Below are 22,527 nucleotides of genomic sequence, written 5' to 3'. Positions count from 1 at the left end.
AAAACATCACGCTTCTACTAGCAATAAGCATAGTGATAAATTTCATGATAATTGCAAAACACAGCAGTCAAGTTTGCGAGACGTCTCGGAGATTTTCCTCCTAGCCTTTTTTTAGCCGCGACATCCGGCGGGCAGCGTTTATAATCAGCGCCATTATCTTTGACTGATAACCTGCCGTGCGGGAGATTTATGCGCATTATTCATACCTCTGATTGGCATTTAGGCCAGCATTTCTTCACTAAAAGCCGCGCTGCTGAGCATCAGGCATTTCTGCACTGGCTCATTAATCAGATCGAAGAAAATCAGGTAGATGCGCTAATTGTAGCAGGTGATATCTTTGATACTGGCTCCCCGCCCAGTTACGCCCGTGAGCTATATAACCGTTTCGTGGTTGAGCTCCAACCCACTGGCTGTCAGTTAGTGGTATTGGGGGGTAATCACGATTCTGTGTCAACACTGAATGAATCACGGGGTTTGCTCTCTTATCTCAATACCACCGTTATTTCGTGCGCCAACAGCAATCTCGATCAACAAATCATTATTCTAAAAGACCGCCAACATCAACCTGCGGCTCTGCTGTGTGCGATCCCGTTTTTACGGCCAAGGGACTTAGTCACCAGTCAGGCGGGTGAATCTGGAGGGCAAAAACAACTGGCTTTACAAGAAGCGATCGCGGGCCACTACCAGGCACTGTATCAGCGGGCGGTTGAATTGCGTACCGAACTGGGTTTGCTACTGCCCATTATTGCCACCGGGCACCTGACTACCGTTGGCGTCACCACGACAGACTCGGTTCGCGATATCTATATTGGTACATTGGATGCTTTCCCCGCGCAGGCATTTCCACCAGCAGATTACATTGCTTTAGGCCATATTCATCGCGCCCAGCAAGTGGCTAAAACTGAACATATCCGTTATAGCGGCTCCCCCATTGCTCTCAGTTTTGATGAATTGAGCAAGGAGAAAAGCGTCTATCTGGTGGAATTCCACCAACAGGCACTGGCATCAGTTACCCCTCTCTTCATCCCACAATTTCAGCCAATGCAATTAATTAAAGGGGATTTAGCGCAAATAGAGCAGCAACTGGCTCAATTCTCTGAGCATCAAGGCTTACCCGTATGGCTAGATATAGAAGTTGCCACCCAAGACTATCTTACTGATATCCAACGCCGTATTCAGGCTCTGACCACAGAGCTACCGGTTGAAATTGTATTGTTACGTCGCAGTAAAGAACAACGTAACAACAGTATCGAGCGGCAGGAAAAAGAGACACTCAATGAGCTGAGTGTTACCGATGTGTTTGAACGCAGGCTGGCGCTGGAGCCAGACTTAGCCGAGCCGCGCCAACAGCGGATGCGTCAAATGTTCAATCAGGTGGTTGATGACATCACGCAAGATAAAGATGCCGCACAGGAGCAGCCTGCATGAGGATTTTAAGCTTACGTCTAAAAAACATTAATTCTCTGCAAGGGGAGTGGAAGATAGATTTCACCGCCGAACCTTTTGCCAGCAACGGTTTATTCGCTATCACTGGCCCGACAGGCGCAGGTAAAACCACACTGCTGGATGCCATATGCCTTGCGCTATACCACCAAACACCACGTTTGACTGTCACGCCCAGCCAAAATGAGCTAATGACACGCCACACAGCGGAGTCACTAGCCGAAGTTGAGTTTGAAGTAAAAGGCATCTGCTATCGTGCATTCTGGAGCCAGCGGCGGGCAAAAAACAGCCCGGAAGGCAATCTGCAAGCCCCTAAAGTTGAGTTGGCGCTATGCGACAGCGGTAAAATCCTGGCCGATAAAGTGCGTGATAAGTTGGAGATGGTTGCAGCGATCACCGGCCTGGATTTTGGCCGTTTCACTAAATCAATGATGTTATCGCAAGGGCAGTTTGCTGCTTTTCTCAATGCCGATGCCAATGACCGTGCCGAATTATTGGAAGAGCTAACGGGGACTGATATCTACGGGCGGCTATCTGAATATGTCTTTGAGCAACATAAACAGGCCAAGGCCAATCTGGATGCTTTACATCAACGTGCCAGTGGTATTGAACTGCTCAATGAAGAACAGCGCTTGGCATTAACGCAACAAATCGATGATCTCCACCAACAAGAAAAGCAGCTTGTTTCAGCACAATCAGCGAGTCAAAACCAAATAAACTGGTTAACCGGCTGGCAAAGACAGCAACAGAATCTACAAGAATATCAGCAGCAGCAAACAATTATTGAACAAGAATATCAGCAGGCACAACCTGAATTACACTGGCTGGCCCGTAGTGAACCGGCTGAGAAGTTGCGCCCTTTACTGCGTGACTGCTCACTCAGCCAACAGGATGCACAACAGACACAACTGCGTATCACCGCGCTGACCCAACAGCAGCAACAGCTTCAGAGCCAACTAACCCCCCTGGCTCAAGCTCTGGAACAAGCCAATACCGCACGCCAACAACAGGCGGCCAAGCAGCATGAACAAGAAACACTGATTGAGCAAAAAGTGGTACCGCTGGATAACCTTATCGCGCAACAACAGCACTCATTAGCGCAATTTGCCACTCAATTGCAGCAATTGCGCGGCAAAGAACAACAAGGTAGACAGCAACTTGAGTTAAATGAGCAGCAGTTGCTAAAGACGCATCAGCGCCTGCAACAATTAGCTGAATATGCACAGCAATATCCCCACCATCAACACTGGGTAAAGTACCTACCGTTATGGCGCGAACAGTTCCGCCAATTGCACATACAGCACCAGCAGTCAGTGGCTAACGAGCAGCAATTACAGCAGCAAGCCTTATTACTGAGCAGCTTGCAACAGCAAGCGACCACATTAAATGAGCAGGATAAACAGCAACAGGCCGTATTAGTACACGCGGCCTCGCAAGCAGGTAGCATCCAGCAGCAATTAGCAGCATTCGAGCAGCAACAGCCCACAACACAATTGCGCCAACAACTTGACGAGTTGCAGCAACAGCGACCGGCCCGGCAACAACTCGCCACATTATCACCTTTAGCACAACAAGTTCAGGCACAGCACGATAAACAACAGCAACAATTCACCAGCCAACAGCAGCAATTAAAACAGCTTGAACAGCAGTTAGAAGAAAAACGTCAGCGCTACAAACATCAAAAACAACATCATGCTGATCTGGAAGCCTTGTGGGAACGCGAAAATCAGATAGTCAGACTGGAAGCGGAAAGAGCCAAACTCCAACCGGGAGATGCCTGCCCACTATGTGGCGCATTGGATCACCCCGCTATCACTGAGTATCAGGCGGTAAAACCGTCGGAAACAGCCGAACGCCTCGAGAAACTGCGCCGTCAGGTTGAACAACTCGCCACTGAAGGCTCAGAATTAAGCGCACAAAAAAACAGTATGCAGCAACAGCAGCAGCATCTAGAGCAAGAGTTACAGCACAGCCGCCAGCAATTGGCCGATTATCAACAGCGCTGGCAGCTGCTGGCGCAACCTCTGGCGTTGACATTTGCATTACATGAACATGCAGCATTAATGGATTGGCTGGAACAGCAGGAACAATCAGAGCAACACTGCCAGCGGAAATTGGCTGAATATGAGCGGCTAAACCAGCAATACCAACAAGCTAAAGATGCTCTGGCTCAAGCAGAACAACAGCAGCAAAAACACTTGCAACAACTGGCATTAATCACTCAGCGCCAGCAAGATACTCAGCAAGCCCAACAGAAACTGCAGTTACAGCATCAACGCCAGCAAGATGATTTAGCTCAGATGCGCCAAGACTTCAATAATAGTTTGGCTGATTTATCATTATCAGTACCAGCAGCAGACCAGCAGCAGAGTTGGCTGACTCTGCGGGAAGAGGAATACCAGCGTTGGCAGCAGAATCAGCAAGAACAACAACAGTTGGTTCTGGGGCAAAAAACACTGGAAACGCGGATTGAAGAAGAGCGTCGCCATTTACAAGAGTGCGTTGACCAGTTATCGGCGCTCACCCAACAACACCAACAGGCTGAAACCCTATTACAACAACAGAGTCAGCAACGTCAGGCACTGTTTGGTGATATCAGTACTACTGAGGCTCGTCAGGTGTTGCGCCAACAACAACAGCAAGCTGAGTTGATACAACAGAATGCGGCAGAAATCCTGCAACAGACTCAGTCCCAGCTAAACCGATTAGCGGGTGAGCTGGCGGGCTTAGAGCAACAATATCAGCATAATCAGCAGCGCGCTGCCACCGCTCAAGCTCAATTACAGCAAGCACTGGCGATCAGCGAGTTCGAGGACGAAGCCGCCTTAAACGCCGCACTGCTGGATGAAGAGGAAAGGCAACGTTTGCAGCAATTAAAACAGCAATTGAGCGAGCGACAACAACAAATCAACATCCGCCAGCAACATGCCAGTGAAGCGCTGGAGCAACTATTACAGCAGTGTCCGGCGGGTGTCGATAAAGCATCTGAATTGGTGGTATTGCAACAGCAATCAGAGCAATTGTTGATGCAACTAAAGGCCAATACATTACGGCAAGGCGAGTTACGCAATCAGTTAGAAAGCGATACAGCGCGCCGTAGTAACCAGCATGCACTGTTTGAGCAAATTGAGCACAGTCAGCAGCAATATGAAGATTGGAGCTATCTCAATCATTTAATTGGTTCCAAAGAGGGTGATAAATTCCGCAAATTTGCTCAGGGTCTGACACTCGATCATCTGGTCTATCTGGCAAACAACCAGCTCAGCCGCTTACATGGCCGCTATTTGTTACAACGCAAAACCAGCGATGCATTAGAGCTGCAAGTTGTGGATACCTGGCAGGCGGATGCAATACGAGATACCCGCACCTTATCTGGGGGCGAAAGCTTTTTAGTCAGTTTGGCGCTTGCTCTGGCGCTGTCGGATCTGGTCAGCCATAAAACCAGCATTGACTCTCTGTTTCTTGATGAAGGCTTTGGTACGCTCGATGCTGAAACACTGGATACTGCACTGGATGCTCTGGATAGCCTGAATGCGTCGGGCAAAACCATTGGAGTCATCAGCCATGTTGAAGCAATGAAAGACCGGATTCCAGTGCAGATTAAAGTGAAGAAAGTCAACGGACTGGGCGTTAGCCGCTTAGACAGTATCTTCCAGGTCAAGTAGGTATAGCAAAACCGCATATTAACCAGCGTCATTAGCAGCAAACGAGCTACAAATCGGTCGGGAACCGATTTGAACAGCATTTATGCTAGCCCGCAGGGTGAGCCTCAAGGATGAGGCTCATTAATCCCGATGAGCTTACACAAGTAAGTAATTCGGGTGCACGAGAGCCGCTAACAACGCTGTCGTGTCAAAGACAAAAAGTATTACCCAAAAGCATTGGCATTACAGCTAGGCAGCAAACGAGTAAGTCCCGATGAGCTTACACAAGTAAGTGATTCGGGTGCGCGAGAGCCGCTAACAACGCTGTCGTGTCAAGGACAAAGAGTATTACCCAAAAGCATTGGCATTACAGCTAGGCAGCAAACGAGTAAGTCCCGATGAGCTTACACAAGTAAGTGATTCGGGTGCGCGAGAGCTGCTAACAATGCTGTCGTGTCAAGGACAAAGAGTATTACCCAAAAGCATTGGCATTACAGCTAGGCAGCAAACGAGTAAGTCCCGATGAGCTTACACAAGTAAGTGATTCGGGTGCGCGAGAGCCGCTAACAACGCTGTAGTGTCAAGGATGCTGGGTAATAGCAGGCCACAACCAAGCGGCCCCACGCACACCACTAGAATCGCCATGAAGTGCTTTACGCACCGGGGTCTGGCACTCACCACCAAATATCCATGGGCTGATTAGCGCGGGCAAGGTTGCATATAGCCGCTCAACATTGCTCATGCCACCTCCTAATACCACCACATCTGGGTCAAACAGGTTAATGACATGGGCTAACGACTTGGCAAAGCGTTGTTCATAATGACTCATTGCTTGCTCTGCGATGGCATCCCCTTGTGCTACTAAGGCGATAATTTCGTGGCCTTTAAGCTGCTTGCCACTCATACGAAAATAATCTGTCGTAAAGCCGGTGCCGGAGACAAAAGTCTCAATACACCCTTTTTTACCACAATAGCAGGCTACTTCCTGTTGATATTGCCGCTCTTCATCATTTTGCCACGGTAAAGGGTTATGGCCCCATTCACCCGCAATACCATTGCCGCCAGCATGTACCCGGCCATCAATAGCAATACCAGAGCCACAGCCGGTACCAATAATGGCCGCAAATACCAGATGTTTCCCCGCCCCCGCACCATCGGTAGCCTCTGATACCGCCAAACAGTTAGCATCATTTGCCAATCGCACTGGGCGGGAGAGTAGTTCTGATAAATCCTTATCTACCATCTGACCATTCAGCCACACTGAATTGGCATTTTTTACTTTGCCTGTAAACGGAGAGAGAGTCCCTGGGATACCCACCCCCACACTCCCCTGCTGGCCCGTCGCCTGCTCCGCATCTGCAACTAACGTTGCAATCGCCTGCAAGGTATTTTGATAATCGTGGCGGGGTGTATCAACCCGTTTACGAAATAACTCCTGCCCGTCGTTGGCCAATGCGATGACCTCTATTTTGGTGCCACCCAGATCTATACCAATGCGCATAGCGCTTTACCTCATTGACAGGAAAATTCATTGTTGGTGATAACCGATTTTATCAAAAAATAAGGCCCTGCTTGCCAAAAACGTGACGACAATAAAAATCTTCTTCTTTCAGTTTGGACAATACACCCCAGTGACACAATCTTTGTCGCCCGCTATTTTGCATTCTGTCGTGTTTGAATCCCTGTGGATTAAAATAGTGCTCAGCAGATGAGCGGTTGGCTCTGTTTTTTTCTTATTCTTTTTACTAGGGGCCGAGGCGTCAATTCGTTATCATGCCGCCCTGCGTTTGATTAACTCGCGCGCTCCAGGCGCGCCCGAGCCAGGGATAACACTATGTTGTGGTTTAAGAATTTAATGGTTTACCGTTTGAGCCGGGAAGTTTCACTATCTGCGGATGAAATGGAGAAACAGTTAAGCGCCCTCAGTTTCACGCCGTGTGGCAGTCAGGATATGGCAAAAACGGGCTGGGTATCACCGATGGGGTCGCATAGCGATGCATTAACCCATACGGTTAATGGCCAGATTGTCATTTGTGCCCGCAAAGAAGAGAAAATCTTGCCATCACCAGTGATTAAGCAAGAGTTGCAAGCCAAAATTGAGCGCCTGGAAGGTGAACAGCATCGTAAACTGAAAAAAACTGAAAAAGACGCATTAAAAGATGAAGTTTTGCACAGTTTATTGCCACGCGCATTCAGTCGCTTTAACCAAACCTTTTTGTGGATTGATACCGTCAACGATCTGATTATGGTTGATGCTGCCAGCGCTAAACGGGCTGAAGACACCTTGGCATTGTTGCGTAAAAGTCTGGGTTCCTTGCCGGTGGTACCACTGACCTTAGAAAACCCTATCGAGCTGACGTTAACCGAGTGGGTGCGTAGTAAAGAATTGCCCGCCGGATTTGCGCTGATGGATGAAGCTGAGTTGAAAGCCATTCTGGAAGACGGCGGCGTGATCCGTTGCAAGAAGCAGGATCTATTCAGTGATGAAATCGCAGTACATATTGAAGCGGGCAAGCTGGTCACTAAACTGGCACTGGATTGGCAGGAACGCGTTCAATTGGTTCTGTCCGATGATGGCTCACTTAAGCGTCTGAAATTCGCTGACACGCTGCGTGAACAGAATGATGATATTGATCGGGATGATTTTGCGCAGCGCTTCGATGCCGATTTTATTCTGATGACCAGTGAACTGGCCGCCTTAATTAAAAATCTGATTGAAGCCTTGGGTGGCGAGGCTCAGCACTAACTTAGGTGCATAACACAGCTTAAGCTGATATCGCCCTTTCGCGATGAGAGGGCGAGTATCTGAATTCTTTAGCTCAAATATTTACACAGATACGAAGATGCTTCAGCAACTTGCAGGTTAAACTCACTTTCCCCTGGAATGTAGAAGGTTTCACCTGGCTTAAACACTTCCCAGCCAGCCGAACCAGGAATCAGTACTTTTAAGCAGCCGGTGATCACCGTCATTTCTTCCGCTTTAGCCGTACTGAAGGTGTACTCTCCCTTTTCCATCACCCCAACGCTAGCTTGCCCAATGCTGTCACTGTCAAAACCAATAGATTTCACTTTCCCGGTAAAATACTCATTAAATTTCAGCATAGTTTTGTACCCGCGTCTTAATCAAGATTGAGCTTTCATATTAGGGTTTCTATAAACGCTCTGTCACTGATTATTATGGCGAAATGGGATCATCGCCGGATTCACTCCCGAAGTTGTGGATAAAGCGTACAATTTAGCGGCAAATAGCCCTATTGGGGCCGGTAAATAGCTGCCATATGGTTGAAAATTAGCCATAGCAAACACCTTCACAGTTGTCGTGAAGGTTCATTTATCGAAATAAGAGTGGTATTAGAGGTTGCGTAAGATGTACAGCGCCAGCGAGGTTTCAAAAATCACAATCAATATTGACCAGAACGCTGGCATAAAATTGGTGTGTTGGTGAATAAAGGATTTGAAGGTTTTCATCGGCCCGCCTTGATCGGCCTTGCCTTAAGGGGCATTTATCAACGCAAACGATTTACGCTGAAATGATTACGTAGGTGATAATTGTACGCTTCGTATAATTATCAGGCAATCAGGTGGGCTAATTATTCATCGGATAAATTACGCTTACTTTCCCAGCTACTTTACGGTTTCATCAGTCAGAAGCTGCAAAATTTGTTCAACAACATCTTGCGGCGCTTGAGTCGCATCCAGCACATAGTGGGCAACCTCTTGATACAGAGCTTCCCGGCTAGCCAGCACATCCTGCATTTCCTCTACGATCGGTTTACCTGTAAGACTTGGTCGCTGGGCATCTTCCGGGGCTTCGGCTAATCGTTCAGCCAACACATTCGCTGATGCGCGTAAATAGATAACCTGCCCATGCTTACGCATAAAAGTACGATTCTCAAGAGCGAGCACCGCACCGCCACCGGTTGCAACAACAGTTTTAGGCGCAGTGACAGCCTGTAGAGCCATACTTTCCCGCTGGCGGAAACCCTCCCAGCCTTCGCGAGCAACCACTTCAGCAACACTCAACTGTGAGGTTTGCCGCATAAACAGATCAGTATCTATAAAACGATATCCCAACGCCTGTGCCAACGCCTTCCCTACCGTTGTCTTACCCGCACCGCGCGCGCCTACCATGAAGATAGTCTGTGTCATTACTTGAAAGTCCTTTCGCATCAACTTCTGAGGATAAATTCTCGGCATCAAAAAACTGGCCACTATTGTCGACCAGCTAAATAGTATTAACACTCAGCTCTACACTGTAGATGCGAATCATACCGATAATTAAAGGTAGTGCAAACTTTACAGCATCGTAAAATTAACGATACACCATTAGCCATTCTACTTTACTGCCAACCGCCCAAGATTACCCCTGCTGCGGTGGCAATCAATCTGGTTGGCAATAGACAAATTAGGTTTGAAGGATCCACTGTAAGCGTCATAAAGAGAAACTTTCGGTGTCAGCTTATAGACCACACCGGTACGAGGGACCAATTGACTATCAGAGCTATCGGGATTGATGACGAAAGGCCGCCCTTTACCGGCGAAAGCATCAAACTGATCGAAACGTAAACCTGCCAGTACAACCTACTTATCTATCAGCTCAATTGAATTGGGAAGGCATTTGGATGAGAGCGAAAAGTCGCTGAAAGTCACACTCAAGCGTGTATTTGATCAATACGATTGGGCTTTTTACCTGATAATCCTCTGGCAAACCAGAGGCTATTGCACAGGTAATATGAGGTGACTATCAAGGTTAGACCATTAACGGGGCTGACAAATATACACCAATGCAGGAGGGAAATTACGTACCACGCGTATCTTTTTCCACGTGAAATAACGAGATAACAGTGGCTCGGAAAGGTGGCTGTATTGAAATAAGACTAACACTCCGCTGTTAGCGCGTAAGCGCTGCTGAGTTTGCTGCAATATTCTAATACTGATTTTGGTTGGGATCGAGAGTAATGGCAAACAACAAAATACCACATCGTAATTCTGATCCAACTGTTCGGCTGAACGATCAGCTACCTGCAAACGTAAATCTTTAATCTGGTGTAATGCATGAACAAAGTGTGGCTGAATCTCGTAGGCCTGTAAGTGAGACTTTGCTGACATATGTGACAAAATACGCTTTGTCAGCACACCATCAGCAGCCCCTAATTCAGCAATATTAAGGTGTTGGGTCCAATCTACCTGATTCAACATCGCCTGACATAACCAAGGCGAAGAAGGAGCTAACGTACCAACGGTACGTGGTGAGGCAATAAAGCGCTGTAAATAGGAAAACTGACTTTTAAAATTACGCCGGACAGTGTTTAGCATAGCCTCTCCTCGGAAACCCGAATGGACCACAATAACACCTTATATTTATTAAGAGCGCATTAAGATTGCTCTAAGAGTTAATTATTTTTAGCAGATAAATTGATAGTACCGATGGGTAATAATGAAATGTACAGTCTTAGGTTAACAATGACCCATTATTGTTAACCTATTTTTAGAGTCTGATTAAAAAAATATTGCCATATCAATATAGTATCTAAATATTTCACTCACACTAACTTAGGCTTAGAACATTAACGATAAATCTCGGCACTGGCGTTGTAATGGCTGGAATCACCAGGGTTACTGATACCAATGACCCGATAGTGGCTGGCACCATCAGCGCTCGCTTTGGTATTCAATGCTGATTCCACATCCATGGGTGAACCGCTAACATTAGAAAGAGAAATCACCCCCATACTTTGCAATTTAGTGGCTTGTTCTGAGCTAATTTCTTGCGCGGCCAGAGTGGCGAATGAGGTGGTAGTAATAAATGCAGCGATGATAACAGGTAATAGTTTCATAATATGCTCCAACTGACGGGTTATATGTAACGTCTTGCTGAGGTTAATTATGGGCGGACTAACGCAAGGTGACGTAATGCAATGTAAAGAAGCTCAATCATTGTGAGAGTAATAAGGAGAAAAGAAATTAATTTGTGTCATTAGAAAAATAAATCACAAATATTTATGGGAAATCGTCGATGCATTAACACCGCCGCCTGCTGGTAGACCCTATATATTGCAAGATGCAGGCGGCTTGAAAGGTGACGGGTATCAGTCACGCTTTGCTACAATCATCATAATATCACTGGTAAATGAACCATCAGTTTGGATCTCATAATGCTTGATTACACCATCAGATGCTGATTTTTGTAACTCACGGATCGCGATAGCAAAATGCTGTGGAGTACGCATTCTGGCAATCCAACTACTGAACTCCAAATAGAGTCTATCGGAGGTGACTTCATTTATCACTAACCCGGCATCGGTCACTAGTGCCAGCCATTCGCCGGGAGAGTAATTTCGCACATGTGAGGTATCACGTAACACCTCCACGGTCTGTAAATAAATATCCAGCACCGGATGACCGGGGGAAACTACATCCATAAAGATTATCTTTCCGCCGGGGCGTAATACACGTTTAACTTCTCGTAACGCTTGGCCGACATCATGCCAATGATGGGCAGAATAACGGCTGATAACAATATCAAAACTCTGATCATTAAACGGCAATGACTCTGCTAATCCTTGCTGTACTTCAATATTAGTCAGTTCTTTATCTGTTGCCGCCTGACTGACCACTTGCAACATTTGCGCTGAAAGATCATAAGAAACTACAGATTTCACCACTGCCGCAGCGGTAAAACTGGCATGTCCGGCACCACATCCAAGGTCAAGTAAACGGGCATCGCCATCAGATTGCAATAGTGTAGCCAGACGCTGTAAATCTTTACCTTGAGCGTGAACCGCACTGGTCAGATAAGCATTGGCTTGATCGCCAAATTGCCGCTCAACGGCATCTTTATGGCTATTCTGCATGGTCATTACATCCCCTTTTATGGTTTAACCTTCTGATTTAATTTATGTATCCTATTTCCTACAAAACGTTACTATGTTTATCTCAAACTAAATCTACTATATACACAAAGCTATTGGAGTTGTAGGCAGACCGCAAGTAAACGCATCTCCATAAGCTTATTCAGGGGTGAGAGCGCCGCTAACCCCCTTAGCACTTCAAATACCAAGGGAATATTATGGTCACACTCAGAGCAATGCATACCGAAGAGCTAAACGACTATCGGAATCTCTTTATTAGTGAGTATGCGCAAGATTTATCATCCAATAGTGGTTATAGCATCGAGCAAGCATTGGATCATGCAACGCAAATTTTTGATGGTTACTTACCAGAGGGTGTTAATACTCCCGGTGACCGTCTGTATTGCATCGAAAATAAGGATGGCGAGAGCGATAATAATGCACTGGTGGGCTATTTATGGTACGGCCAGGCTAACAATGATAGCGCAGCTTTTATTAAAGATTTCTATGTTCTGCCGCAACATCAGCGTAAAGGCTATGGTTCTGCGTGTTTACAGGAATTAGAAAATATACTGGTCGCTCAGGGCATATTTGAGATAAAACTGCGGGTCGCTGCGGATAATCCACAAGCGAAAAGATTGTATGAGCAAATGGCATTTGTAGTAACAGGATTTAATATGTCCAAATCACTGGCAAGAAAACCATAGGGATAAACAGGCGACTACAAGGCGAAAGAAAATAAGCAGATAGCGCTTGCATCACTGCAAACGAAAAATAAAAGCCGGAACATCGGACTAACGGTTCATCAGATGGTGGCCTGCGTTAAACTGCTTTATCGTCGCCCATCTGTTGCAGTTGGTTTTTGTAAGATTTCACTTTTTGGCGTTTCTTCATCCAAATGGAAAACGATACAACAAAAATCCCGCCCGCCAGTGTTAACACACCTAACTCATGCTGATAAAACAGCATTATAATGAAATAGATGGCAGAAATGATTGCCACCCATTTAGCCGAATGACCAATAGAGCTTTTCTCATCAGTCAGACGGCGGATACTCTCTTCTTCGCTAATTCCCATGCGCAACCTCCTTAGTGACAAGTGTATAATATTGGGGCAGTTGCATGATAATTCAACATATTTTTCAGTTTTTATTTTGTTCAGTCAAGATAGTGCTAATTGACTACCCCGACTGAATCGATATTGGTTATAAAATAATAATCAGTTCGTATTCGCCACCATCCAGAGCAACTCGTACCCCGTCGGATTGATAAGCGAGTGCCAAACCATTCAATGTCGCCGAACTAATCCCCTGACAGCGCTGGGCCGGACTTTCAACACGAATAACATAGCGCGTGTTAGCCAGATTAACCGTCGCCTCAAATCCCGGCCAACTGGCGGGTATGCAAGGATTAATCACCAGTTCCCCGCCTTCACGCCGGATCCCCAGAATACCTTCCATACCCGCGCGCTGCATCCAGCCCGCAGAACCGGTATACCACGTCCAGCCACCGCGCCCAACATGAGGTGCGACTGAATAGACATCGGCTGCGACCACATAGGGTTCGACTTTGTAACGCGCAATCCCCGCAGGGGTATTGCCATGATTTATCGGATTGAGCAATGCAAACAGGTTGCGGGCCTTATCCCCCTCACCTAATTCAGCAAAGGCTAAAATCACCCACATGGCAGCATGGCTATATTGCCCCCCGTTTTCCCGTAAACCAGGCGGATAGCCTTTGATATAACCAGGATCATCTGGCGTTTTGTCAAAAGGCGGAGTGAATAGCAGTGCCATCCCATCATCGGGACGAATAAGATGTTGTTCCAGTGAAGCCATTGCTTGTACGGCTCGTAGTGGGTCGGCGGCCCCCGATAGCACCGCCCACGACTGGGCAATAGAGTCAATACGGCACTCGTTGCACGCTTTAGATCCCAGCCAACTGCCATTATCAAAGGTTGCACGGCGATACCAGTCGCCATCCCATGCTTCCCGCTCTAATGCCTCGATTAAACCACTGAGATGTTCCTGCCACTGCCTGGCCCGTCGAGGGTCACGCTCGCTCGCTAACGGAATGAGCATTTTCAGCGTTGCCACCAGCAACCAACCCAACCAAACACTCTCCCCTTTTCCCCCTTCACCGACTCGATTCATGCCATCATTCCAGTCACCGGTCCCCATCAGCGGTAAACCAAGCTCTCCGGTCAATTCAATGCATTGATCCAACCCTTTGGCACAATGTTCAAACAGTGAGGCGCTTTCCTGTGCCACCAGTGGCTGGAAGAAAGCATCGTGTTCGCCTGGGTGCAATATCGGCCCTTCGAGGTACGGTACTGTTTCATCCAGCACACCGCTATCACCGCTTGCAAGAATATACGTGGCGGTGGCAAAAGAGAGCCAAACCCGGTCATCAGAGATACGAGTTCGCACCCCCTGCCCGGAGTGAGGCAACCACCAGTGCTGTACATCACCTTCGATAAATTGTCGCCCGGCGGCGCGCAATAGGTGATGTCGCGTCGTATCCGGTTGAACAAAGGTTAGCGCCATGCCGTCTTGTAATTGATCGCGGAAACCATAAGCGCCACTGGCCTGATAAAATGCCGACCTTGCCCAAACACGGCATGCCAGCGTTTGATAAAGCAGCCAGCCGTTGAGCATGATATCCATCTGCCGATCCGGCGTTTTCACTTGGATAGCCTTCAGCAAGGTACGCCAGTAATCGGTGACGTCACTCAACACCGCATCCAGATTTGCCGTACGGTAACGGGTAATTAAAGCTTGTGCCTCACTCACTGAAGCACACTGGCCGATAAACCACACCACCTCGGCCTGTTCACCCACCGCCAGTTCAATCGTTTGTTGCAGCGCACTACAGGGATCAAACCCGGCACCGGTCGTACCGGAAAGCGGTATTATTGCCGATAGGGCTAACGGTGCAGAGCTGTCTCGATAATGTCCGAGGAACTCGCTACGATCGGCGGTCCAGCTAGTTTGCTGTCCATTTAAGTCAGCGAAGGAAACTCTGCCGGGGAAGGCGGTGCTCCAGGGATTTCGCGCCAACATGGCACCGGTTGGTTCATCCATTTCGGTAATAATAAATGGCCCGGTAGCCCCGCGAGAAGTCGCCAGTACCCATTCGGCATAGGCGGTCACCGAGATACGCCGTGGTTTATCCGACATATTGCGCAATGTCAGACGGGATATCTTGATAGGATCCGCCAGCGGCACAAATTGCAGCAGCGTCATGCCAATACCATTAGCCTGATGCTCAAACCGACTATAGCCATGACCGTGGCGAGCGATATAGGTGCCACCATCGCGGATCGGCTGTGCCGTAGGACTCCAGAGCAGCCCAGAGTCTTCATCGCGCAGATACAGGCATTCGCCAGACGAATCGATAACGGGATCATTGAGCCACGGCGTTATCTGGTTTTCTCGGCTATTTTCAGCCCAGGTATAGCCACTACCGGTAGCCGAAACCTGAAAACCGAAGGTCTGATTGGAAATCACATTCACCCAGGGCGCGGGGGTATTTTCCCCATCATTCAGGCAAGTTATATATTCCTGCCCTTGCAAGCCAAACCCTCCCAGACCATTAAAGAACTCCAGATTTTCAGGTAAGGGTAATAAGGTTGCCGTCGGCAAGTTAACCGGTTTGACCAGTGAGAAACTGACTTTCTTATCTGCTGTTAATAACTTTTTATCCTGTGCTAACAGGCGCTTATCTGATGTGAATAACTTTTTATCCGATGCGAACAGCTTTTTATCTGAAGGAACAATTTTCTTGTCCAGAGTGAATAACAGATGGTTGAGTTGATTACCCAATGTGCCATAACGGGCTGATAACATCACCCGAGCAACCGAACGGAGTAGCGATCGAGTCTCTGCACTCATCAGATCAGCACGCAAGGCATAGGCCGAACCTTGTCGTAGCTGATCACCCAAGTGTGGCCGTGACTGGCTACTGCGCACTGCGGTTTCTATAGCGATTTGCAAATCTTGTACATAAGAAGACGCCCGTTCATTGATGATAACCAGATCAACCGCCAAACGTTTCATGCGCCAGTATTCATGTGCGCGCAGTAATTGCCGCACCTGATCAATGTCTTCGATATCATCAATACGCAGCAGAACTATCGGCAAATCACCCGATATGGATTGAGTCCATAATACTGATTGGACCCCTGCACCACGTATGATAGTTGTCGATGGCGAACGGAAGCGGGCATCGGCATACAAAATAGGCGCGGCCAGTTGCTGAAAATCTGCCGCCTCCTCAGCTTTAATCTCCAAATGGCGTAACTGCACCTGAGCCTGGGTCCAAGCCAATGTTTTAGCACGATCATACGCACTGCGGTCCCGGTGTTTATCCACCATATCCAGCAAAGCTTCTTTCGATGAAGCAATCAGTGTCCAGAAGGAAACCGTAACCGTCTTGCCCGCCGGTACCAGCAAGCTCTGGCGCAGTGAGAATATCGGATCCAGCACTGTACCCACGGTATTTGACAGTGCCACTCCCACTTGCATGGCAGCCGAGCTAATAACCCGGTTACCGCGACCAATAAACTTGGCCCGATCCGATTCATATTGCAGCTCACTCATCGGCAGGCCATCAGCAACCAAGAAATGCGCCGCCCAGACTTGCGGTTCTTGTGCTGTTCTGGGCCGCCGCGTCGCAATTAATGCACCCAATTCCGCCAGATATTCAGTAACCACAAACATTTTGGCGAATGCCGGATGCGCACTGTCTGCTGCGGCCGCAGTGAGTACCACTTCAGCATAAGAGGTCAGTTCAATCTCCCGCGCACGGCGACCCGTGTTAAGTAACGAGATCCGCCGTACTTCACCATCATCTTCACTGGAGATAAGCACATCCATGGTGCTGGTCAGCGTACCGTCGCGGCAGATAAATTCGGCATGATCCTCACTGAAAATCACCTCACGATGGGAATTATCACTGGCGGCCAGTTGCGCCCCGGCAGACCAACTGCGGCCACTGCGCAAATCACGCAGGAAAATAAAGGAGCCGTAATCATCACAAGTAGTATCTTCCCGCCAGCGAGTGACCGCGACATCCAGCCATCGGCTGTAGCCAGCCCCCGCGCTGGTCAGCATCACAGCATAACGGCCATTGGATAACAGGTGAGTCACGGGTGCTCCAATAACCGGTGAGGACAAGCGGCGAATGGTTGGTAATGCACTGTCTGCCACCGCTGAAAGCAACACCTCCTCGGTCCGAGGATAAGCAATCGCCACATTGCGAGGCATCCGCTCCTGCAACAGTAATTCGCAAGCCTGAATCATTGGCTCATGGTGAAAACGGTTGCGCATCCGTCCTTGCTGTAAGGTATTGGCAATAGCAACAATGGTCATTCCCTGATGGTGCGCCATATAGTTGCGTACAATTACCACCTGCTGATGTTCCGGTAAGCGCGAGCGGGTGAAATCCAGTGCTTCATAGTAACCATAGCGGCCTAACGCACCCATCTCCGCCAGTTTTTCATAGTTTTGCAGCGCACCGTGTGGATCAATCATAGCTGCCAGCCCGGTAGCATAAGGCGCGATTACGGTATTTTCTGATAAACCACGTTTTAACCCCAACCCAGGGACACCAAAGTTAGAATATTGATAAGTAAACTCGATATCACGTGCACTGTACGCCGACTCAGAAATGCCCCACGGGATATTCAAGCTGCGGCCATAAACCTGCTGCCGTTCAACCACCAGTTGATTCGTTTGTTCCAGCAAGCTGCCCGCCGGCGCGCGCATCACCAGTGAGGGCATCAGGTATTCGAACATCGAGCCAGACCATGAAATCAGCGCAGCCCCTTTACCAATCGGGGTCGCCGCTCGCCCCAGACGGAACCAATGACGGGTCGGTACATCGCCTTTGGCGATAGCAAATAGACTGGCAAGGCGAGCCTCTGAGGCCAGTAAGTCGTAGCAACTCGGATCAAGGCTGTTATCCACCAACGAATAACCGATGGATAATAATTTACGCTCGGGATCAAGCAGGAAAGCAAAATCCATCGCCAGCGCCATATGGCGGGATTCAGCAGCCAATTTCAACAACCGATCATTAACTTGCTCCTGCATCTCCTGCGTGAGTTGCTGGTCATATTCATGTTCAGCGGCCGCCAAAATCAGTACTTCAATCCAATAACTCAAATCAATAAATGCATTATCATCAATAGAGCGTGCGACACCATGCACCATCGCTGAGGCTTTGACCAATAACGGTTTTAACGACAGCGGTAACATTTCAGTGTCACCGACTCCCTTTAAATCCATACGGATTTGTTCTAAAACTGCCCACAGCTTACGTTTAAAATCAGCATCACCCGCGGGTAACGCGTTAAAGGATATCTCGGCCAACAACAGGTTATCCATCAACCCCTTAGCGCCGTTAGTCGCCAGCGGTTCTGCCGCCCACTCTTCACAGGTATTGGCCAGCACAATCAAATGCCCGGCCAGGTTGCCACTGTCGACCGAAGAAACATAAGCCGGTTCCAGCGCCCGTAGATCCTGCGTGCCATACCAGTTAAAGAAATGCCCGCGGAAACGCGCCAGTTTATGAAAGGTTTCAAAGGTTGCTTCCAGCCGCATCAAGGTGCGATAGGTACCCGCCCAACCAAAATCGCGAGCAGCCACAGTCGAGAGTAAATACAATCCCATATTGGTCGGTGAAGTGCGGTGTGCCACCACAGGTTTTGGATCTTCCTGAAAGTTATCAGGCGGCAGCATGTTTTCATCAGGCGTAACAAAGGTTTCAAAGAAGCGCCAAGTGCGCCGGGCGGTCAGACGCAACTCGGGGATATCTTCCGCCGTTATCGGTTTATGTTGTGCTACCTGATGGGAGCGACTGACCCACAACGCGATGGCCGGAGCGAAAAACCATATAATGGCAAAGGGTAAAATCAGTGGCCAGGCCAAGGGCGAAACCATCAATGCAATGGCGGCCATCAGCAAACCTAATAGCGTTCCACCCGCCATATGGCGATAAAAACCGGCGACACCGGGGTGGGGTTTACCGGCAGATTGTGCGGCGGTGGTCCACTCCAGTAAATTACGATGGGTAATAAATAGGCGAATTAGCGTGCGGCCAATAGCATCAACCATCTGCCAGGCGTGGTCAGCCAGGAAAATCAATGACAACAACGTCTGACTGCCTGCTCGTTTAGTATCATCGAGTAAAGAACGTAAATGGTTACTCAGCCGAGTATTCTGAGCCGGCCATAATGAGAACAAAATGGGTAGAAAAGAGGGGAACGCGATCAGCAAGATGACTACCAGCACCCCAACCCACGCAGCAGGCATGGGTAGCATCCAACTGCAACCCAGCAACATTAGCGCAAAGGGAGCAACCAGTGAGCGGCGCAAGTTATCCACCATTTTCCAACGGCCCAGCAATGGAACATTTTTGCTGTCTTTGTCGTTCCTGACCACCCAACGCAATAATTGCCAGTCACCCCGCGTCCAGCGATGCTGACGCTTGGTAATTACGTCATAGCGGGCGGGTGACTCTTCCACCACTTCAATATCCGAAGCCAATCCGGCACGGGCAAAAATCCCCTCAAACAGATCATGGCTGAGTAAGGCATTTTCTGGCACCCTGCCGGCCAGCGAGGCTTCAAACGCATCAACATCATAAATACCTTTGCCGGTATAAGAGCCTTCGCCAAACATATCCTGATAAACATCTGAAACTGCGGCAGCGTAAGGGTCCATCCCCCCAGGACCAGAAAATACCCGTTGGTATAACGATCCACCTTTGCCCATCGGCAATGCCAGCGTCACACGCGGCTGAAGGATGCCATAACCATCGATGACCCGCTGCTGGTCTGCACTAAAGCGTGGTTGGTTCAGCGGATGCGCCATTTTGCCAATCAAGCGCAGGGCAGCATCGCGCGGCAGTCGGGTATCGGCATCCAGCGTAATGACATAACGCACATCGGTTGGCACCTGTGGTTCACCGGCGGCGGTGGCAATAAATGAGGTGTCCGTCGCCCCCCGTAACAGGCGGTTAAGTTCATGCAACTTGCCCCGTTTACGCTCCCAGCCCATCCAACGGTTTTCACTTTCATTAAACCTTCGCTGACGGTACAACAGCAGAAAGCGCGGCCCGGCAGGACCGGGGCCATATCGTTGATTAAGCCGTGCAATAGCCTCATCGGCTAATAGCAGTAGTGGACCATCACTCGGTATGACTTGCTGGTCTGCATCAACCCCATCCAACAACAGAGCAAAGGTAAGAGAACCTGTAGCCCCCGATAAATGATGGACTTCTAGCTGCTCGATTTGCTCCAATAAATCGCTTTTACTGGTGAGCAACGTGGGCACCACCACCAAGGTACGCAATCCATCCGGTACGCCACTGGTTAGCTCCAATCCCGGTAAAATCGTGGCACCAAAGCTCCAGGTGATAACGCGGTTTACCAGGGCAGTTGCCACATCTGTCGCAGGGATAAATGCGATTAAGGTAAATAATACCAGCCAGCCCGTCGCCAGTCCGGGGAAAGAGAGTGCCCACAGCACCAATGCCAGTAATCCGGCAGTGACCAGGAAAATGGCCGCCATAAAACCGCCAACACCAAAGCTGACGCTCAAGCGGCTAAACCACAAACGTATTGAAGGACTGAATCTGAGTTGATTCTCTAATTCACGCCTTCCCGCCCCAATCAAGTGATAGCCTGGGTCACGGCAGCGTTCGACATTCTCTGGCTCCGCGGCCTCGGCTGAAGTCTGTGCGACTTGCAGGGCAAGAGCGGCAATTTCCAGTTCAGTGAAGGTGGAACCTCGGCATAATTGTTCGATGGCACTGCGGTACAAATTGCGGGTTTGAAAATCCATACTGGCGAAGGTGCTGCCCTGGCGTAAGCATTCATCGACCAGGCTTACACTCTCAAACAGATCAGCCCAGTCAATATCCGAGATCAACCGCATACTGGTAATAACATTTCGGACCGAAACGTTAGATGACCCCTGCCGTAGTTGAGCTCGTTGTACAACTTCACTAATCGATAGCCCTTGTAATTGAAGGCGATCTTCCAGCCAGCCCAATGCTGGCGTGGTGCGTGGGTCTTGATCACGTAACCGCTTTGCCAATTGAGATGCAAATTGCTCAGATAAAGGCTCACTGGATCGCACCGTAATATCAGACTCCAGAGCCAATCGGCTATCGCCGGCGTCCAATAAGCGATTCGCCAGCGCCTCAGCATCTGCCCGATCTTTACGACCTTGAGTTATCTGATCAGCCAGACGGCGTAAATTCTCTATCAGCACAATACGCAGCGTAATCGCCACCGCCCAGAGTTCACCAATAGTCAGCGGTTGAACACGCTGATACGCCATAATAAAACGGCATAATACATCCGGGTCCAGATGGCTGTCAGTGTGCGCCACAAAAGCCCAGGTAATGCCAAATACCCGTGGATAGCCAGCGAAGGGGCCGTCGGCCAGCTTCGGCAATTGACGGTAATAACCCGGCGGCAAATCATCACGGATCTCGCGGATCTGCTCTTCAACCAGATGATAATTATCCAACAGCCACTCAGCCGCAGGGACTACTGCGCGGCCCTTTTCCAGTTCTGCGGCACTGGCCCGATATGCTGCCAGCAGCGTATTGGCATTATCATTCAGGCGGGCATGCAGAGTAGATACCCGTGGTGGGTGGGTAGTTATCGACTGCGCTTTGGCAAGGCTCTCAGCATGCTGTTCCAATCGCTCCACACTGAATAGCTCATCCCTTACAGGTGCAGTATCATGCCAAGGGGGAGTCGCTGCGGTGGGTGATCCAAGAATAGCCTTTAGAAATAATTTCATAGGTACCTTTCTGGTCGGGTGCTCATACAGTCTGATGGCAATCTGCATAATGAAAAGTCGGGAATAGCCGTTAAAAGGCGTATCCAAACGGATTGCTCAGGTGAGCTTCCTGAGCCGTGCGAGCCGCGTGATATTGAGCAGAAAACGCCTTACAGGCAGAATGCTGTCAAAAATGCCGAGTGAAGGTGGAAAGCAAAAGACGGATACACCAAAGTATCCAGTCATAAAAAAGGGGCGAGTAAAGGCTGACGATACGCAATAAACGTACGACAGCAAAAAAGCTGAATAGTACTAACTATAGCCCAAAGGAGAAATTAAGGATCAGGGCATAAAATGAGAGAAATAAATCAAAAGGTTACATTAACAGCAGGTACTGTAATTTAAATACCTGCCGCCTTGCCACTATTACACAGACTGTTGGTAATCACCCCATACTTTCAGAAACTAGATGCTGTCTTGAAATTTTCGTGCCTTGGCAGTTTGCTGTTTCTCTAACTCAAAAATGGCGCGTTGCAGCCCTTTTTCTTGGATTGGACTCAGACGAGGAAATTTAAAACTCAAGCGTTGTACTGTGAGGGTTTCACCTTTGTTATTCACTACCTGTTTATCAATGGCTCGGATAAACTGCAGGTCCAGCTTAAAAACACCAAAACCACATAAATCCACTGAGGCATCTCGTAATATACCGCATTCCTGAAGGGGGAACTCACTGCCTTTCACTGCATACAGACCCCCCCCATGTCAGGGTAGTTGTCGCCTCTAACTGAAA

13 protein-coding genes and 2 pseudogenes are annotated in these 22,527 nt (G+C 48.7%); 4 read left to right on the top strand and 11 right to left on the bottom strand.

Going from position 1 to position 22,527, the window contains the following annotated elements; translation table 11 throughout:
• Nucleotides 1–189: 189 nt before the first annotated feature.
• Together sbcD and ACWJJO_RS05225 are read left to right on the top strand one after the other, a co-directional pair.
• Nucleotides 190–1,428, top strand: coding sequence for an exonuclease subunit SbcD (gene sbcD / locus ACWJJO_RS05230; RefSeq protein ID WP_083160087.1), 1,239 nt, complete (start codon nt 190–192; stop codon nt 1,426–1,428).
• Nucleotides 1,425–5,108, top strand: coding sequence for an AAA family ATPase (locus tag ACWJJO_RS05225; RefSeq protein ID WP_481090707.1), 3,684 nt, complete (start codon nt 1,425–1,427; stop codon nt 5,106–5,108). Before sbcD ends, ACWJJO_RS05225 begins: the two co-directional genes overlap by 4 nt.
• A 559-nt stretch (nt 5,109–5,667) precedes the next feature.
• Here ACWJJO_RS05225 and mak read toward each other — a convergent pair.
• Complete coding sequence (gene mak, locus ACWJJO_RS05220) at nt 5,668–6,588, bottom strand: fructokinase (RefSeq protein ID WP_481090706.1); 921 nt, start codon at nt 6,586–6,588, stop codon at nt 5,668–5,670.
• Between the two features lie 333 nt (nt 6,589–6,921).
• Between mak and rdgC the strand changes: the two genes are divergently transcribed.
• Nucleotides 6,922–7,833, top strand: coding sequence for a recombination-associated protein RdgC (rdgC, locus tag ACWJJO_RS05215; RefSeq protein ID WP_083160093.1), 912 nt, complete (start codon nt 6,922–6,924; stop codon nt 7,831–7,833).
• A gap of 68 nt (nt 7,834–7,901) precedes the next feature.
• On the opposite strand, the gene ppnP is transcribed toward rdgC, so the two are convergent.
• From ppnP to ACWJJO_RS05180, 7 genes and pseudogenes are all read right to left on the bottom strand, one after another.
• On the bottom strand, nt 7,902–8,189 hold the full coding sequence (gene ppnP, locus ACWJJO_RS05210; RefSeq protein ID WP_005189270.1) for a pyrimidine/purine nucleoside phosphorylase: 288 nt from the start codon (nt 8,187–8,189) through the stop codon (nt 7,902–7,904).
• A 63-nt stretch (nt 8,190–8,252) separates the two neighbouring features.
• Complete coding sequence (locus ACWJJO_RS05205; protein WP_265331634.1) at nt 8,253–8,384, bottom strand: hypothetical protein; 132 nt, start codon at nt 8,382–8,384, stop codon at nt 8,253–8,255.
• 327 nt (nt 8,385–8,711) lie between these two features.
• Complete coding sequence (aroL, locus tag ACWJJO_RS05200; RefSeq protein WP_083160095.1) at nt 8,712–9,236, bottom strand: shikimate kinase AroL; 525 nt, start codon at nt 9,234–9,236, stop codon at nt 8,712–8,714.
• A 231-nt stretch (nt 9,237–9,467) separates the two neighbouring features.
• Nucleotides 9,468–9,668: pseudogene (locus tag ACWJJO_RS05195) on the bottom strand (TonB-dependent receptor domain-containing protein); the annotation flags it as partial.
• A gap of 177 nt (nt 9,669–9,845) precedes the next feature.
• The gene (locus ACWJJO_RS05190; protein ID WP_372568754.1) at nt 9,846–10,403 is read right to left on the bottom strand and encodes a class I SAM-dependent methyltransferase; all 558 of its coding nucleotides are present in this window, start codon (nt 10,401–10,403) and stop codon (nt 9,846–9,848) included.
• Nucleotides 10,404–10,654: 251 nt separating this feature from the next.
• On the bottom strand, nt 10,655–10,924 hold the full coding sequence (locus ACWJJO_RS05185; RefSeq protein ID WP_442848083.1) for a YdgH/BhsA/McbA-like domain containing protein: 270 nt from the start codon (nt 10,922–10,924) through the stop codon (nt 10,655–10,657).
• Between the two features lie 252 nt (nt 10,925–11,176).
• Nucleotides 11,177–11,947 carry a class I SAM-dependent methyltransferase gene (locus tag ACWJJO_RS05180; RefSeq protein ID WP_372558166.1) on the bottom strand — a complete coding sequence of 257 codons (771 nt, stop codon included), beginning with the start codon at nt 11,945–11,947 and terminating at the stop codon, nt 11,177–11,179.
• Nucleotides 11,948–12,156: 209 nt separating this feature from the next.
• Between ACWJJO_RS05180 and ACWJJO_RS05175 the strand changes: the two genes are divergently transcribed.
• Complete coding sequence (locus ACWJJO_RS05175; protein WP_083160102.1) at nt 12,157–12,645, top strand: GNAT family N-acetyltransferase; 489 nt, start codon at nt 12,157–12,159, stop codon at nt 12,643–12,645.
• 115 nt (nt 12,646–12,760) lie between these two features.
• Here the strand turns inward: ACWJJO_RS05175 and ACWJJO_RS05170 are convergent, their stop codons facing one another.
• The 3 genes and pseudogenes from ACWJJO_RS05170 to ACWJJO_RS05160 all read right to left on the bottom strand — a co-directional run.
• A complete protein-coding gene (locus tag ACWJJO_RS05170; protein WP_083160103.1) occupies nt 12,761–13,015 on the bottom strand; it encodes a hypothetical protein in 255 nt (84 codons plus the stop codon).
• A gap of 127 nt (nt 13,016–13,142) precedes the next feature.
• The gene (locus ACWJJO_RS05165; RefSeq protein WP_481090705.1) at nt 13,143–21,758 is read right to left on the bottom strand and encodes a GH36-type glycosyl hydrolase domain-containing protein; all 8,616 of its coding nucleotides are present in this window, start codon (nt 21,756–21,758) and stop codon (nt 13,143–13,145) included.
• Nucleotides 21,759–22,202: 444 nt separating this feature from the next.
• A pseudogene (locus ACWJJO_RS05160) lies at nt 22,203–22,496 on the bottom strand (PilZ domain-containing protein); the annotation flags it as partial.
• Nucleotides 22,497–22,527: the final 31 nt, after the last annotated feature.

The organism is Yersinia antarctica (genome assembly GCF_056636475.1).
This window is presented reverse-complemented; position numbering and strand designations above follow the sequence as displayed.

Excerpts from the sequence above, each read along its gene's own strand:
- sbcD (WP_083160087.1), top strand. The coding sequence starts at position 190 with ATGCGCATTATTCATACCTCTGATTGGCATTTAGGCCAGCATTTCTTC.
- ACWJJO_RS05225 (WP_481090707.1), top strand. The coding sequence starts at position 1,425 with ATGAGGATTTTAAGCTTACGTCTAAAAAACATTAATTCTCTGCAAGGG.
- mak (WP_481090706.1), bottom strand. The coding sequence starts at position 6,588 with ATGCGCATTGGTATAGATCTGGGTGGCACCAAAATAGAGGTCATCGCA.
- rdgC (WP_083160093.1), top strand. The coding sequence starts at position 6,922 with ATGTTGTGGTTTAAGAATTTAATGGTTTACCGTTTGAGCCGGGAAGTT.
- ppnP (WP_005189270.1), bottom strand. The coding sequence starts at position 8,189 with ATGCTGAAATTTAATGAGTATTTTACCGGGAAAGTGAAATCTATTGGT.
- ACWJJO_RS05205 (WP_265331634.1), bottom strand. The coding sequence starts at position 8,384 with ATGGCTAATTTTCAACCATATGGCAGCTATTTACCGGCCCCAATAGGG.
- aroL (WP_083160095.1), bottom strand. The coding sequence starts at position 9,236 with ATGACACAGACTATCTTCATGGTAGGCGCGCGCGGTGCGGGTAAGACA.
- ACWJJO_RS05190 (WP_372568754.1), bottom strand. The coding sequence starts at position 10,403 with ATGCTAAACACTGTCCGGCGTAATTTTAAAAGTCAGTTTTCCTATTTA.
- ACWJJO_RS05185 (WP_442848083.1), bottom strand. The coding sequence starts at position 10,924 with ATGAAACTATTACCTGTTATCATCGCTGCATTTATTACTACCACCTCA.
- ACWJJO_RS05180 (WP_372558166.1), bottom strand. The coding sequence starts at position 11,947 with ATGACCATGCAGAATAGCCATAAAGATGCCGTTGAGCGGCAATTTGGC.
- ACWJJO_RS05175 (WP_083160102.1), top strand. The coding sequence starts at position 12,157 with ATGGTCACACTCAGAGCAATGCATACCGAAGAGCTAAACGACTATCGG.
- ACWJJO_RS05170 (WP_083160103.1), bottom strand. The coding sequence starts at position 13,015 with ATGGGAATTAGCGAAGAAGAGAGTATCCGCCGTCTGACTGATGAGAAA.
- ACWJJO_RS05165 (WP_481090705.1), bottom strand. The coding sequence starts at position 21,758 with ATGAAATTATTTCTAAAGGCTATTCTTGGATCACCCACCGCAGCGACT.